The following is a 16244-nucleotide window of genomic DNA, read 5'->3' on the forward strand; positions in this document are numbered from 1 at the left end:
ATGTAAAGTTAACTTTCCATAATTGAATGAATGGAGAGGTTGGTCACTCCCTATATACGAACATCCGTGCTACAATACTCTCTGTGAATATATGGAAGGTGGTGGAGCAGTGACTGCAAGACGATGGGTGATGACGTTCATACGGATGCACAAGCTGGTATTTGTATGCGGTTTCCTGGTAACTACGGTAATGACCCTGGTGAATCTGATATATCCGTTCCTGGGCGGACGGCTGATTAATATCGCTTTTTATGACCAGGATCTGAAGGCCTTCCTGAAGCTGTGCCTGATCTATGCCGGCATTCTCCTGTTCAATCAGTTCATTGTGGCAACGCTTAATAATTTGATCTCTTCTCAGATAATGACGGGATTCGTGTTCGATATCCGGCGGGCGCTATTCCGCAAGATTCTGCATCAGAAGGGGAAGGATCTCTCCGGGATGTACAGCGGCGACCTGATCAGCCGGATGAACCGCGATGCCAAGGACATTATGAATCTCCTCTTCTGGAGCGGACTGTGGGGGTATTCCAATCTGCTGCATATTGTGTTCGCCGTGGGCTTCATGTTCTATTATCATGTCCTGCTGGGCGTGTTCACGGTTGTGCTGGTTCCTGTGGTGTTCATGGCCTCCAGATATTTCAAGCGAAGAGCGCTCCGGGTCAACCGGGATCTGGCGGCAGAGCAGGGCAGGCTGTCCTCGTACTTATTTGAAATTGTGGCCAATATGCGGGAGATCAAGCTGCTGAATGCCGGGGGGCTGGTAACCCGTACCTTTCTCAGGCGGACAGTCTCTATCCATCACAAGAATGTGGATAATGGAAGAATTGAGGTATCCACCGAGCGGGTGAATGCATTCATCACACTTGCCGCACAGCTGCTGCTGTTTATCATCTGCGCCCGGCTCATTGTGAAGGGGCAGATGCAGCTTGGTGTTTTTGTGGCTGCCGCCAGCTATTTCAATATGGCGGTGACCTACTTCAGCTCGATCAATAGCAAGATTACCGATACCTGGGGCCAGAATGTATCCCTGCAGCGTGTTGCGGAGCTTCTGAATGAAGAGGAAGAGGACTACAGGGAAGCCCGTCTGCCCACACTGATTAAGGAGGGGACAATTGAATTTCGTAATGTCAGCTTCGGATATACGGAGGAGAGGCCGGTACTGGACGGGTTCAATCTCCGTGTCGAGGGAGGAAGCACCGTGGGCATTGCCGGAAGGAGCGGAGCCGGGAAAACAACGCTCGGAAGCCTGCTCTGTAGCCTCTATCCCGTTGACGGCGGCGAGCTGCTGATCGATGGCCGCAACGTGAACGAATATAACCTGCACAGCTTGCGGAGTCAGGTGGGCGTGGTTCATCAGGAGACGGTTCTGTACGATAACACACTGCGGTATAATCTCTCTTTTACGAATAACCGTGATCAGGACAGCCTGTTACTCGAAGCATTTAAGAGAGCTGCGCTGGATGAGCTGGTCCAGAATCTCCCGGAGGGGCTGGACACAGTGCTGGGGATTTCCGGGCAGGAATTATCGGGCGGCCAAAAGCAGCGTCTGGCTATTGCACGAATCCTGGTCAAGAATCCGAAAATTCTGGTCTTCGATGAAGCGACTTCGTCCCTCGACAGCAAGAATGAGGCGCTGATCCGGCAGATGACCGGTGAGCTTGCGCAAGACCGGACGCTGATCATCATCGCCCATCGGCTGTCCACGCTTAGAGGCTGTGACCGGATTGCAGTGCTGGAGGATGGCCGGGTCACAGGCTACGATACTCACGATGTATTGATCAGAAGCAACAAAACGTACATAGATCTATTCAGCGAACAGCGTGCAGGAGGCGAAGCGGTATGACTATGACAAGATGGGCCGCCTATAAAGCGCTGACTCAGGGAATTGAAGGTGTCCGTAAGCCGCTGCTGGCGCTCGTGCTGTTCAAGCTGTGGAATCTGGTCTGCGGACTGCTTCCGTTATTCCTGTACTCTCTGCTCGTCAACCGCGTGCTGGTGGAGAAGCACCTAAGTGGGCTATGGCCGGTTATCGCGGGTTATCTGGGAGTATTCGTGCTTACGACGGCCGGGATTGCGGTCAGCAAGCGCTACTCCAACCAGCTGCTTCTGAAGTATGACCTCAGGCTTAAGCGCAAACTGCTGAATAGAGTGAACAGCCTGGATTATGAGGAGTATAGCGGGTACAGCATTGGTGATCTGAAAAGCCGGATCGAGCAGGATTCAGCCGCAGCCGGGCGGTTCTTCACGGTACATCTGTTAGATTTCACATACGCTGTCCTGTATGCTGCTGCGCTGGCTGCGATTCTTGTAAGCTATGACTGGCGGATCGCCCTCCTCAGCTTCGTCTTCGTTCCGGTCTCCCTGCTGACCGTGAATCTCCTGGGCGAGAAGACGAGGAAGGCGGGGGAGGAGCTATGGAGGCTGCAGAACGGGTACGAATCCTTTTTACATGCGAGTCTGCAGAACTGGAAAGATATGAAGACCAATAACCTGGAGGAGGCCCAGCTAGAGGAATTGAACGGGCATTATGCGGCTATTCGTCCGGTGTGGTTCCGCAGCCAGCTCTATCAGCATCTGGGCGTTACGTATTCGTATTTCACCAAGAACTTCATTACCCAGCTGTTCATCTATTTCATTGGCGGACTCTTCGTGATTAAGGGCTACTCGGAGGTCGGAGTCCTGCTGGTGTTCATCAGCTTCTACGGGCAGTTCTTCGGGTTCATCGAGACGATCAGCAATGGCCTGATGAGTTACAAGAATGATTCTGTGAATATCAGTAAAGTAATCGGACTCTTGCAGGCAGAAGCTGACCAGCGGCCTTACAAGCACTTTAGTGGACAGGAGATTGAGGTTCAGAATTTGCAGTTCCGCTATGAGGGGACGAAGGCCTTCGCACTGGACGGGATTTCGTTCTCGGTGGGGAAGGGGGAACATCTAGCCATCGTAGGGCAGAGCGGCAGCGGCAAGTCTACTCTTGCCAGACTGTTGACCGGACAGATGAAGCCTCAGGGCGGGAGCGTCCGCATCGGAGGCACGGATCTGCATGCGGTGAACAGCGGGAGTGCGGCGGCCAAGGTAAGCATTGTGGTGCAGGAGCCTGTTCTGTTCAATATGACGATCCGGGAGAACCTGCTGCTGGCGGGGGACGGGGCAACGGAAACAGAGCTGATTGCCTGCTGCCGCAGCGCCAATATCTATGACTATATTGCATCCTTGGAGGAGGGGCTGGATACGGTTATCGGGGAGAAGGGGGTGAAGCTCTCCGGGGGCCAGAAGCAGCGGCTGTCGATTGCGCGGGCGCTGCTGCAGAAGCGGGACATTATTATTTTCGATGAAAGTACAAGCGCCCTGGACCCTGAGAATGAGAGCGGCATTAGGAATGAGCTGAAGCGTCTGTCTGCCGGAACTACCATGATCTCGATTGCGCACCGTCTTTCTACAATTCAAGACTGTGACAAGGTGCTGGTTCTGCAAGCCGGGAAGGTGGCAGCCTGCGATACCCATGCTAACCTGCGTGGCCGGAATGAAGCCTATGATCTGCTGTTCCGCAGCCAATACGCCGCCTTAAGCCATACCACAGAACTTGTTCATTGACGGCGTCTCCGCCCGGTAATATATTAAAATTAAGATTAACTATGTCCGTGACAGACTGTAAAGGAGAAGAGAAATGAGCCCGACCCATGTATGGATACCTGTCGTATTTTATTGGCTGCCGATGCTCTTCTTTTTATACATGGGAATGGATGTGCTGCTGCGCAACCCGCGGCAGATCGAACATCGTCTGGTAAGCGCTACAATTCTGTGCTATTTCCTGATGTTCCTGGAGGAGTACTTCCGGTATATGCTCCCCATGGAATATAGTCCGCTGCTGGCTGCGGTCTGGTTCGCCAATGTCGGTATCCTTATTCCAGGGTTGGGGTTCCATCTGATTGCCCGGTTAATCGGCTTACATAAGCGGATGTCCCGGCCATGGTACCCCTATCTGTTCCATATCCTAACGCTGGCGATCCCGGCGGGACTCATTGGTCAACGTTCCTATACCTCCGTCCAGCTGTTCATGGTATCCGGGGTCTGGAAATGGCCGATAGCCAATGCAGCCTACTACGGGACCTTAACGGCAAGTCTGCTGCTTAGCTTCATTCCCATCGTCATGCTGCGAAGTGCGCGCAAGTGGAGTGCCGCCGATCCTGATTATCAGGAGCATGGCGGTATCTTCAAGCTGCTGGAGTATGGCTCCTGGGTGACATTCCTCTGGGTAGCGGTGTTCGGCTATTTCCGCTTCAATGAAGTGCTGCCGCCTTATACGTATATCTACGGAGGACTGATCTGGTGCTTCGTTCTTCGGCTGTCCATGCAGCGGTATGAGTTCCTTAATCATGCGGGACAGCGCTACAAGAAGATGTTCCAGATCAATTCACAGGCTGCGCTGCTCGTCTCGTTGTCAGGCAGCATTAAGGAAGCGAATCCGAGTGCCGGTAAGATGTTTGGCCGTCTGACCCTGGGGAAGGCTAATCTTACCGATCTGGGCGGTGCAGAGATCGTGGCGAAGCTTAAGGTACAGGACGATATCAGTGAGCTGGAAATGGTTCTGCATAACGGGGAGAGTCCGGTCGAGGTGATGATTAACGGAGATTACGTGACCGTGGATCATGAGATCCATGCGGTGCTGCTCATCCGGGACATCCGGCTGCGCAATGAGCATGTGCGGCAGATTGCCTTCATGGCCTACCATGATCCGCTCACAGGGCTGCCGAACCGCAGGCAATTCTATGATAAGCTGGAGGAGACTCTTGCAGAAGCAGAGCGCAGCGGCGGGGAAGTAGCCATCCTCCTACTTGATCTTGACCGGTTCAAGCAGGTGAACGACCGCTGGGGTCATGAGGCCGGGGACCAGATGTTATGCAAGGTGGCGGGCATGATCCATCAGCTGGTTCAGCCGGACGGGCTGGCGGCCCGCTTCGGCGGAGACGAATTCGTGCTGTTCTGCCCCGTGGGCGGGGACGGGCTGACCGCCGCAGAGCTGGAGCACCGGCTGCTGGCGGCGGCTGCACAGGCCACGCTGGATTATGAAGGCGAAGAGCTGAAGATCGATATGAGCATCGGCATCAGCTTGTATCCGCAGGACGGAACGGCTCCGGATGCTCTTTTGCGCCAAGCCGACAAGCGGATGTATGCGATCAAGCGGGGAGAGACGGAGGGAAATCATGAGATTTGAGATTGGCGGGGGGATGGATTTAATTGAGGAGACTGTGCGGAAATTCCTGTCTGATAAGGCAAAGGTCCTTGATGTCGAGAGCACCCAATTGCATTCGGGCTATCAGGCGGTGGATTTATTCCGGCACAGGATTCTCGTGGAGATTGAAGGCAGACAAGAGTACAGCTCTGTGATTACCAAAATGGCGAATGGAATTGAACGCCGGGTAATGAACCGGTTATTGGATCAGGGGGCTAATGTCCCTTTTAATAGAGCGGGTAATCTGGATTCGGACCATCGGGTGCTCCTATGTATTCAGGACGTAGATTATAAGACGAATTATCAGAATCTGGATATTGGGATGCTTCAGCACAAGGAAATGCAGGCGCTGGCTTATATTCATAACCGTAATCGCGGATTGCAGGAGGAGTTATCCTGGCTCCCTAGGGTTAGCCGTACATACATAGAGACTATAATTCATGGAGTATGGCGACCCGCATGGGAAGAGGCCAAGCACAATGAACGGTTCGTGGAGACCTTCGGGACGTATATTTCTGAAATCGATGCCGTATCGGGGAAAATCGTGGACGAGCTCGAAGCCGTCTGGAAGGATGAGACCACTCACACGCTTATACATAATGATCTGAATCCCGGAAATGTACTGGTACACAATAATGATGACGTTATGTTCATTGACTGGGAAGAAGCGCGGTACGGTTCCCTGTTCCTCGACATCCCTATGCGGTTTGACCGGTCTCAAGCTGGAGAATACCGTGAAGTGCTGGCTTCGCTGGGATGGGAGCTTCCTGCGGATACGTTCGGGCAGAGCTATAGAGCTGCTTCATGGTATCTCGGCCTGCGTTATATGACTTGGAGCTTGGGGGCCTGGCTAAGGGACCCTGGCACTGAGGCGGGGCTGCGGCGGTATTTGGATATGGTTACAGCCATATAACTACGATCACTGGATGGAATACTGAACTAGCGAAGGTTAATGCCTATCGTTTATACTGATACAACCAATTCATTTCATAGGAGCTGTGTCACATACCATGATCAAGAAAGAAGCCGCACATATACGCAAGCAGTTCAAGATGGACCATGATCAGCTGAATCTGTACGATATTCTGAATGTCTATATTATGAAAGAAACGAATGAAATCTACCACTTCGAACGCCAGCCGTTCGCCATGCTGGAACGCGAGAAGCAGGAGCTGTATATGAGTAACTTCCGGAAGCTGCTGACGGGCGAGCTGGACCAGAAGCTGTTCGAGCTGAAGTTCCTGGAGGAAGCAGAGGAGCCGTCGCAGGTGATGCTGCACCAGGGGCTGATAACCGGTGACCCGGAGGAATGGCAGGACCTGATGCTTATGCTGGTGGACAAAATGCTGGTGGATGCCAAGTATGAGAAGGATGCGGTCATCACCTTCGTACGGGGACAATACTTCCGGCCGACCAAGGCGCGTAATGATGAGGCCGAGGAGACCGGGAAGGACGAGGTATTCGCGCATCCGTTCATTCTGTGCAGCGTGAATTCCACGGAGCAGCAGCGTAAGACGCTTTTGTTCGATTATGTGGAGCGGGAGTTCAAATACAATATCATGGTGGATCCCATCATCAAGCTGAGCACGCCGGAGCAGGGCTTCTTCTACCCGAGTGTGACCGACAACTATTCGGATATCAACCGGGTGCTGTACTGCACGGGAAGCGCGAATAATCCGAACCCGCAGTTCATCGAGCAGGTGCTGAATGCGGAGCGGTCGGTGACGGCGCTGGAGGAACGGTCTATTTTTGAGGACATTGTGAAGGAAGTGGCGGGCGAGCAGATCGATGTGGCGACCATTGCTCAGGTGTACGAGGAGATTCATCAAGTGATTGAGGACAACGCGGAAGAGGAAGAGCCGCCGAGACTTGATTACCGCGATGTGGAGCGTGTGCTGAAGGCCAGCGGCGTGGAGGATGTGACGGCGGAGAAGGTGGAGCGCGCGTTTGAGACCATCGTGGATAATAAGCACTATGAGCTGAAGGCCAGCAGCGTCATCCCGAAGTTCACCTCCAAGTCGATCAAGATCGATACGAAGGTTGCATCCATCACGATCAGCCCGCAGGACCTGAGATATGTGCGGCAGGTGAATTACCAGGGCAAGCGCTGCATCATGATTGAGATTGATGAGGATGCGGTGATTGAAGGCTTCACGCTGTTGACGGAGAACTTATCCTAACCTGTACACATGTATATTGAAAAAGGGCTATCCCGATGTCTCCTTACGAGAGCGGGAAGCCCTTTTTGTGTAGGGCTGGTACGAGTGCGCACGGCCCAATGCCAACAAACCTGCCTTTCAAGGCACAACGCCAGCATGAAAATGAGTAGCGAGAGTTTATCGCAGGTTGTACCAAATGTAATTTCACAGAAAACCGACTACAATTGGACCGTGTGCGCTGGGTACGCGAAGTGTAGTCGGAAAAGCGACTACATTTGGACCGGGTGCGCTGGGTAGGCGAAATGTAGTCGAAAAACCGACCACAATTGGACCGTGTGCGCTGGGTACGCGAAGTGTAGTCGGAAAAGCGACTACAATTGGACCGTGTGCGCTGGGTAGGCGAAATGTAGTTGGAAAAGCGACTACATTTGGACCGTGTGCGCTGGGTAGGCGAAATGTAGTCGGAAAAGCGACTACAATTGCACCGTGTGCGCTGGGTAGGCGAAATGTAGTCGGAAAAGCGACTACATTTGGACCATGTGCGCTGGGTAGGCGAAATGTAGTCGGAAAAGCGACTACAATTGGACCGTGTGCGCTGGGTAGGCGAAATGTAGTCGGAAAAGCGACCACAATTGGACCGGGTGCGCTGGGTAGGCGAAATGTAATCGAAAAAGCGACTACAATTGGACCGGGTGCGCTAGGAAGAGCTCCCGTATTTCTCCCAGACCGCTGCATACTTCTTCTCCAAGATCGCCCAGCGCTTCTCGGCGCCGTATTTCGCTTGGAGCTGCTTCAGATATTGCTCCGCAGTCTCTGTATCCCCTGTATCCAGCAGGAACCCGAAGGTCTCCTCACTTAAATGCAGTGCTATCTTCGGCATATAGTATTCAATAATGGCCCTGGCATCGGTTAGGGTATACATGAATTGGAGCCCCTGATCCAAGTGGAGCAGCAGGTCTGCCGTGAACTTGTCCACATCTACCTCCGGAGTCAGGAAGTAGCGTTCCGGGGCGGCGGGGACGATGTTCCTGATCCGGACATAGAAGTGAGGCAAGCCCAGAGACGAAGCAGGCCTATATTGCGCAAGCTCTTCGGAATTAAGGCTGTAATTCACATAGAAGCTGAGTTCCTTGTGTGTATTGTACTTGAATTTCTGGATATTGATTTTATAGCTGAGTTGGCCTTCTGTTTTGTAGAAATTCAGATCCTTTGTGCGATAACCCCGTTCGGAGAAAAAAGGTTTGACGTCCTGCTTGATGATCTGCGTGAACAATTCCTTCATATTTAATAATTCATTCATAGTAAGTAAATCCTCCTTCACCTGGGTTGATAATAGGCTGCATATTATAACGTGTTGGCTGACAGCTATAATTGTACTATAAACAGAATAACCTCAAAATACTTCATTCTGGGTAAATATAGGATAGGAGGCAGGAAAGGAGAATGCAGGAAGTGAAGAAGAACGTTAAGATTTTATTGTTTTTCTTTGGGTTTGCGGCTGTGATGGTGCTGCTGTTCGGATGGGGGCTGCCGGTAGTTTTTCAATTATTCCTACATAACGATTACATAAGAAGTCTGACTTTGCTGGTTGTGTTCATTATGGTGGTGTTAGTCAAAAGGTTGAATTGGTCCACTTATTTGGTCTTTGCCGTCGCCCTCTTCTCGTTCTTGGGCATGATGATCGACACGGCCGGGAACCCCATAACCAACAAGCCGCTGGAATGGATCATCTCTCCTATAGGTCAATTGCAGCTGGACCAGGATGTCAATAATTATGCGCCAGGCCAGTACGTCATTTCGGAGAACCTCTCCATTCTGAAGCCAGGCGGGGAGATGGTTACGCTAAGTACAGTATGGTTATACCTGTACCGGTGCGCTCAGTATCTGGTGCTCTACTCGATTGTAGGCACCTTGCTTGCAGTGATCCGGGGGAGTAAGCCAGAGCGCTGGCCGGTGCCTGCTGCGACCGTAGACGAGACGTTGACACCGGATATGGAGCAGCGGGTAGCTGCGGAACTGAAGCGCCGGGAGGCAGCAAGCACTACGCTGAGGGTCTTGCCCGAAGAGGTCCAGGAGCATGTCCGGCAGTTAAAAAAGGACGGCAAGCTCATTCTTGCCATCAAGCTCGTCCGTCAGCATACGGATATGCCCCTTGGCGAAGCCAAGCGGTATGTGGAAGAAATGTAGAGGATATTTTTCAGCCCGTTCTGTCCAATCGACAGAGCGGGCTTTTTTGCGCGCATTTTCGTCTTTTTAAATTATACAAGGACTTAAAGCGCACTTATTGACGATATGACTGATATTTATTTGTCGAATTTGTTAACTTTAGCGCGAAAAATGTCGATAAACCATTATGGAAAACTAATGCTTGCTAATGCCGGGCATGTGCAGAGTGTGTGCAGCATGTTCAGAGGTTTACGGAAGCGTTATCAATATTATGGAAATGTTCATTCGACAAGGAGGAAAGCGATGTTTAAGAAAATGGGCAAAATCGGGCTGGCTGTGGTATTGGTGATCGGACTGCTGCCCATGATGTCACTCCGTGCTTATGCGGCGGTACCGTCATTTAATGAAGCGGCTGATTTTGTAATTGAGCCTCCGGTTACGTATTCGGCGGGCAAGAATCTGGCAGATGCGAAGGGTCTACAGGATGGAAGTACGGCGGTTCTGCTGAATTCATTCGTCTATCAGGGGAATTCTTACACAGCCTCTAATTTCTTAAGGGTCTTTAACAGCACAGGAACGCTTATAACGGACGTTAACCTGGGCAGCCTGATGGACACCTATTACAAAATGACGTATGTGAGCATGCTTGCGCTCAATAACGGCAATCTGCTGATTATGTACAGTAAAAGCGACTCCAGCGAATACAACCTGCAACTGGGCACAGTTACTGAGAGTACGCCGAATGCCTATTTCATGGTGCTGGATAAGAACGGCCAGAAGGTGACCGGCCAGACCCGGCTGAACACCTTCAGTGCGGCCAGTCTGCCGCAGCTCACGCGCTTTATCTCTGCGGCGGAGCTGTCTAACGGCGATATCGCTTTTTCCTGGCAACGAAATGATAATAAAAGCACGGTTACCCGTGTCTTCACTGCTGCGGGCGTACCAGTGTCAAGCGAAACCCTGCTGGTAGATGCTAATGCGAGCATGTCCTACGTAGCCGCTGGTGATGGCGTGTATATGGCTGCGTATAATTCAGGACCCTCGAATGATAATATCTATCTGCAGTTATTCAATAACAACGGAACCTCCATAACCACCATTAATATTGGGGCGAGAACGAATGAGAAACAGCTGTATCTGTCTACGCTGAGCAACGGGAATTTCATGTTCAGTCAATACAGCTGGCAAACCGGAATCACCAGTGTCTCCTTATATGACAATGCGGGTGTAAGCCAAGGCGGATTCAACGTAAATGGTTCGCTGGGCGAGGCAGCTGCCGCAGTCTACAAGAAAGGCGCGATGCCGGGATTCGTAACGGTTAGTACGGACCCTTTGTCCAATAAAGCCATCGATGATGCCTACAATTACGGTACAGAATGGTCTGGAACCCAGTACGCTTACTTGAATTACTATGACAATGACGGGACCCTGCTGTATACAACGGATCAGCCGGTGGATTCCGCACCTGCTGTATTCCAGGGATACAATGAAGACACCTGGATGTTCAATGTGGAATATTATCCGAAGTTTGCCGTATATCCGGCCTTCGGCGACAAGATCGTTTTCATCACAACAGATAATACAGACGCCAGTCATTTCAGAGTAACCGGCAAGCTGTTTAACAGGGAGGCCTTAACTCCGGTTGTGCTGCAATCGGCTGTAGCGGACGGTGTGCCAGGAACCACAACTTCAACGAAGATTGATCTGACCTTCGATGCTGCGATTGCCGGACTGACGGCAGATGATATCACGATTACAGATGTTACAGGCTCTGCGGTAAAAGGGTCCTTAAGCGGGTCGGGAACCGCTTGGAGCCTAGCGCTTACTTCAGTCACCGGCGAGGGCGATGTGTCCGTGGCTGTGAATTCGCCAAGCGGATACACGGTTAGCGGTTCGCCGCAGACGGCAACTGTATCGCTGTTCAAGCCAGCGCTGGAGCCGACTCCGGCAGCGGTGATCGATTATGAAGCCGAGCAGCTGAGCGGTCTGACGGCGAATGGTACGTATACCGTGAACGGTACAGCGGTAACGGCGAGCGCAGCTGGTACGCTTGCGCTGGAGCAAAGCTGGCTGGGAGAGTCCCTGAGTATTGTGAAGCAGGGGAATGCTTCGACAACCGTAGATAGTGCAGCGCAAATGCTGAGCATTCCCTCCCGTCCAGCGGCACCTACAGGTGTGACGGCAACGGATGAACTGGCGATAGAGGCGAACAACGGTAAGCTTGAGAATGTAACTTCAGCGATGGAGTACAAGCTAAGTACCGGGGGAGTATGGACAGATGTGACCGGTACAGCAGTGACGGGACTGGCTCCGGGGACGTACGAGGTCCGTGTGAAGTTGACGGCGGCGTCTTTTGTATCGGAAGCGCATAGTGTAACGGTGAATGCTTATGTGCCATTAGCAGAGCCAACCCCGGAAGCGGTGATCGATTATGGAACCGAGCAACTGAGCGGTCTGACGGCGAATGGCACGTATACCGTGAACGGTACGGCGGTAACGGCGAGTGCGGCTGGCACGCTGGTGCTGGAGCAGAGCTGGCTGGGAGAGTCCCTGAGTATTGTGAAGCAGGGGAATGCTTCGACAACGGTAGATAGTGCGGCGCAGATGCTGAGCATTCCATCCCGTCCGGCGACACCAACAGGTGTGACGGCAACGGATGAAATGGGAATAGAGGTGAACAACGGTACACTTGAGAATGTAAATTCAGCGATGGAGTACAAGCTAAGTACCGGGGGAGTATGGACTGATGTGACCGGTACAACGGTGACGGGGCTTGCTCCGGGTACGTACGAGGTCCGTGTGAAATGGACGGCGTCGTCTTTTGCCTCGGAAGCGTATAGTGTTACGGTGAATGCGTATGTGCCAATGGTAGAGACAATCCCGGCAGCGGTGATTGACTATGAAGCCGAGCAGCTAAGCGGTCTGCTGGCGAATGGTCTCTATACGGTGAATGGCACGTTATCGATATACGCGGATGCGGCGGGCAAGCTGGCACTGGATAGCTCTTGGCTGGGAACCACTCTGAGCCTTGTGAAGCAGGGAAATGCGTCCACGACCATTGACAGTGCGGCGCAGACCGTGAGCATTCCTGTTCGTCCGGCAGCACCTGCTGGAGTTACGGCAACGGATGAGACGGCGATTAACGCGAAGAACGGTACGCTTACGAATGTGACTCCGGCCATGGAGTACAAGCAAGGTGCCGCAGGCGTGTGGACGGATGTGACGGGAACAACAGTGACGGGGCTGGCTCCGGGTACGTACTACGTCCAGACCAAGGCGACTTTGAAGGCTTTTGCCTCGGTAGCACACATCGTGAATGTGGTAGCGTATGTAGCGATACCGGAAGCCACTCCAACAGCGGTCATTGACTACGAAGCTGAGCAGCTGAGCGGTCTGACTGCGAACGGTACGTATACACTGAATGGTTCGTTGACCGTAACAGCAGATGCAGACGGCAAGCTGGCGCTGGATAGCTCTTGGCTGGGCAGCTCCCTGAGCCTAGTGAAGCAGGGGAATGCATCGACAACCATAGATAGTGTGGCGCAGAACTTGACTATTCCTGCCCGTCCGGCAGCGCCTGCCGGAGTTGCGGCAACGGATGAGAAGGCGATTAACGCGAAGAACGGTACGCTCACGAATGTGACTACAGCCATGGAGTATAAAAAAGGTTCAGCAGGCGCATGGACAGATGTCACAGGCACTAGCGTAAGCGGGTTGGTCCCGGATACGTACTCTATCCGTACGAAGGGTACGGTGACAGCTTTTGCCTCGGAAGCACAAGTTGTAACGGTGAATGCCTACGTACCCACACTGGAAGCCACTCCAACAGCGGTCATTGACTACGAGGCTGAGCAGCTGAGCGGTCTGACTGCGAACGGTACGTATACACTGAATGGTTCGTTGACCGTAACAGCAGATGCAGACGGCAAGCTGGCACTGGATAACGGCTGGATGGGCAGCCCCCTGAGCCTAGTGAAGCAGGGGAATGCATCCACAACCATAGATAGTGCGGCGCAGAGCTTGACTATTCCTGCCCGTCCGGCAGCACCTGCGGATGTAGCTTCAACAGACGAAACGGCGATTCAAGCGAAGGATGGCACGCTCACGAATGTGACAACAGCCATGGAATACAGAAAAGGTACAGCAGGCGCATGGACAGATGTTACAGGCACCACCGTCACAGGCCTTGCACCAGGCGTCTATGAAGTCCGCACGAAGGCGACAGCAACGGCGTTCAGCTCAGCTGCGGTGGAAGTGACAGTGACCTCCTTTGCATCTGAGGCGGAAGTGACGCCTGCGGCGGTGATTGATTACACCGCTGAGCGATTGACAGGTCTGATTCCAGAAGGGGTATACACCTTAAATGGTACGGCTGTAACGGCCGCCACAGATGGAACGCTACTGCTAGACAGCAGCTGGCTGGGAACCACCCTGATTATCGTGAAGACGGGCGACGGGGTGACTACCACCGATAGTGATGCGCAAATGTTGAGTGTTCCCGCGCGTCAGGCCGCTCCAGTCGGAGTGAGTGTCACGGATGTGACCTATAACGGAGCCAATGACGGAACACTGCAGAATCTGACCGTCCAGATGGAATACCAGATTGTGGACACTGAGGCTTGGACAGAAGTTACAGACACTTCGCTTACCGGTCTTGCACCGGGCACGTATTATGTGCGGTTGAAGGCTACGTCAACGGACTTTGCTTCTGCTATTGCTCAGGTGACCGTGCATGACTCAGATGCCGTGATCCCAGCGGCTCCAGAAGTGGTAGCGGATGATCTGAACAATACGATTATGGGCCTGAACACTAGCATGGAATTCTCCTTGAATGAAGGACCCTTTGTACGTTATGACGGAACCAACTTGCCGGACCTGAGCGGCGAGCATACGGTGAAGGTACGGGTGGCGGCCAGCGGATCGGTTCCGGCGGGACCGGCAACTACGCTGACTTTTACAACGAATGTCTTGATCCCTGCCGGGGACTTGGGTGTGAGTGCCAGTGATCCGGGTGGTGCAGAGAGTAACGGCTATACACAAATCAAGGTTACCCCTGCACCGGCTGAAGGACATAAGCTGCTGTATAAGAACTTTGGTTCTGGCAGCATCATCGTGCCGAATGTGGGAGACCTTCTGACCGGATACACGCTTGTAGGCAGTGAAGGGCTGATTCCGGCAGCCAATGGGGATACGATTGGCATTGCTGAGGTAGATGCGGAAGGCATGGTGGTAAAATACGGCAGCGTCATTGCAGTAGTTGCGCTGACTACTCCGGTAACGCCAACTCCCGATCCGGTCAGCCCGGGCAGCGGAAGTAACCCGAACAGCGGGACCCCTTCCGGGAATGCGGCCAGTACGGTTACCGATGTGATTGTCCTTGTGAACGGCAAGGAGGAGAACGCGGGCAAAGCAACGACCACGATCTCCGGTAACCTTAGAACGACGACCATCGCGGTAGATCCGGCCAGATTGCAGGCGAAGCTGGATGCCGAGGGGAACGGCGCTGTAGTAACTATCCCGATGATGCTGGATTCGAATGTGATTGTCGGCGAATTGAGCGGCCAGATGATCAAGAATATGGAGAATGTGGCGGCCACCCTGGTGCTTCAGACCAGCAAGGGAAGCTATACGTTGCCTGCATCCGAGATTAACATCGGCGCATTGGCCGCAAGATTAGGTAACGGGGTTAAGCTGGAGGATATTACGCTGAGGATTACCATTGGAGATGCTTCGGCTGCCATGAATCAGGTGGTTACCGCTGCGGCAGTCAGAGGCGGCCTGACTCTTGCAGCGCCAGTCCTGGATTTCACAGTTACCGCTTCTTCCGGGAACTCGACAGTAGAGTTGAACAGGTTCAATGCTTATGTATCGCGGACAGTAGCGCTTCCGCAGGGGGTTAACCCGAACCGGCTTACAACTGGTATCGTTGTCGATCCGGATGGAACGGTGCGTCATGTACCGACCAGAATCATCCAGAAGGATGGTAAATACTACGCAGAGATCAACAGTCTGACGAACAGCACCTATTCTGTGGTCTGGCATCCGCTGACATTCGCGGATGTGGAGAAGCATTGGGCGAAGAATGCTGTGAATGACATGGGCTCCCGTCTGGTCATTAACGGGGTGAACGAATTCACGTTCAACCCGAACGCCGACATCACCCGTGCAGAGTTCGCAGCAATCATCGTACGCGGTCTGGGCCTGAAGCTTGGAGAGGGAGCTGCGAAATTCGCAGATGTTCCGGCGAATAGCTGGTATGCAGCAGCAGTTGGGACAGCGTCCGGGGCGGGGCTGATTACCGGCTTCGAGGATGGAAGCTTCCGGCCCGGAGACCGGATCACACGCGAGCAGGCCATGAACATCATCGCTAAGGCGATGAAGCTGACCGGTCTCGCAGAACAGACCGGCACAGTGGACACCGCTGGTGTGCTTGCAGCCTTCACAGATGCAGGCCGCGTTGGCGCCTGGGCGAAGGACAGTCTGGCGCTCGCAGCATCCGCCGGCTTAATCAGCGGCCGCAGTGGCAATAAGCTGGAGGCACAGGCTAACGTCACCCGCGCAGAAGTGGCGGTGCTGATCCAGCGTCTGCTCCAGAAGTCAGAGTTGATTGATTAACGGTATAAACTATACTATGTAAACTAGAAAAAGCGGATTCAGTCATTGAGCTGAATCCGCTTTTTTGCAAT

At 53.0% G+C, this 16244-nt stretch carries 8 protein-coding genes; 7 read left to right on the forward strand and 1 reads right to left on the reverse strand.

The genetic code is table 11. The annotated features are described in order from the left end of the window. The first annotated feature begins 109 nt into the window (after positions 1-109). The 5 genes from NYE26_RS02305 (at position 110) to NYE26_RS02325 (ending at position 7413) form a co-directional block, all read left to right on the forward strand. Positions 110-1843: an ABC transporter ATP-binding protein gene (locus NYE26_RS02305; protein WP_339253587.1), complete on the forward strand. Its 1734-nt coding sequence runs from the start codon at positions 110-112 to the stop codon at positions 1841-1843. Beyond that, positions 1840-3594, forward strand: a complete 1755-nt coding sequence (locus NYE26_RS02310; protein ID WP_339253589.1) for an ABC transporter ATP-binding protein — start codon at positions 1840-1842, stop codon at positions 3592-3594. Before NYE26_RS02305 ends, NYE26_RS02310 begins: the two co-directional genes overlap by 4 nt. A 73-nt stretch (positions 3595-3667) precedes the next feature. Next, entirely contained in the window at positions 3668-5215 is a 1548-nt protein-coding gene (locus NYE26_RS02315; RefSeq protein ID WP_339253591.1) for a GGDEF domain-containing protein, read from the forward strand. Then, positions 5205-6146: an aminoglycoside phosphotransferase family protein gene (locus NYE26_RS02320; protein ID WP_339253593.1), complete on the forward strand. Its 942-nt coding sequence runs from the start codon at positions 5205-5207 to the stop codon at positions 6144-6146. The genes NYE26_RS02315 and NYE26_RS02320 overlap by 11 nt, the downstream gene beginning before the upstream one ends. Before the next feature lie 97 nt (positions 6147-6243). After that, entirely contained in the window at positions 6244-7413 is a 1170-nt protein-coding gene (locus NYE26_RS02325) for a DUF4317 domain-containing protein (RefSeq protein WP_036730773.1), read from the forward strand. Between the two features lie 676 nt (positions 7414-8089). Here the strand turns inward: NYE26_RS02325 and NYE26_RS02330 are convergent. Further along, positions 8090-8692 carry a DUF4304 domain-containing protein gene (locus NYE26_RS02330; RefSeq protein ID WP_209991962.1) on the reverse strand — a complete coding sequence of 201 codons (603 nt, stop codon included), beginning with the start codon at positions 8690-8692 and terminating at the stop codon, positions 8090-8092. A gap of 152 nt (positions 8693-8844) precedes the next feature. Between NYE26_RS02330 and NYE26_RS02335 the strand changes: the two genes are divergently transcribed. Continuing rightward, positions 8845-9579: a hypothetical protein gene (locus NYE26_RS02335; protein WP_339253595.1), complete on the forward strand. Its 735-nt coding sequence runs from the start codon at positions 8845-8847 to the stop codon at positions 9577-9579. Positions 9580-9861: 282 nt separating this feature from the next. Next, on the forward strand, positions 9862-16173 hold the full coding sequence (locus tag NYE26_RS02340) for an S-layer homology domain-containing protein (protein WP_339253597.1): 6312 nt from the start codon (positions 9862-9864) through the stop codon (positions 16171-16173). Positions 16174-16244 lie beyond the last annotated feature (71 nt).

The organism is Paenibacillus sp. FSL P2-0136 (assembly GCF_037975325.1).
In the GTDB taxonomy this organism is placed as follows: domain Bacteria; phylum Bacillota; class Bacilli; order Paenibacillales; family Paenibacillaceae; genus Paenibacillus_AQ; species Paenibacillus_AQ silagei.

Coding starts and splice junctions, on each gene's coding strand:
- NYE26_RS02330 (WP_209991962.1), bottom strand. CDS start 8,692: ATGAATGAATTATTAAATATGAAGGAATTGTTCACGCAGATCATCAAG.
- NYE26_RS02315 (WP_339253591.1), top strand. CDS start 3,668: ATGAGCCCGACCCATGTATGGATACCTGTCGTATTTTATTGGCTGCCG.
- NYE26_RS02320 (WP_339253593.1), top strand. CDS start 5,205: ATGAGATTTGAGATTGGCGGGGGGATGGATTTAATTGAGGAGACTGTG.
- NYE26_RS02325 (WP_036730773.1), top strand. CDS start 6,244: ATGATCAAGAAAGAAGCCGCACATATACGCAAGCAGTTCAAGATGGAC.
- NYE26_RS02310 (WP_339253589.1), top strand. CDS start 1,840: ATGACTATGACAAGATGGGCCGCCTATAAAGCGCTGACTCAGGGAATT.
- NYE26_RS02340 (WP_339253597.1), top strand. CDS start 9,862: ATGTTTAAGAAAATGGGCAAAATCGGGCTGGCTGTGGTATTGGTGATC.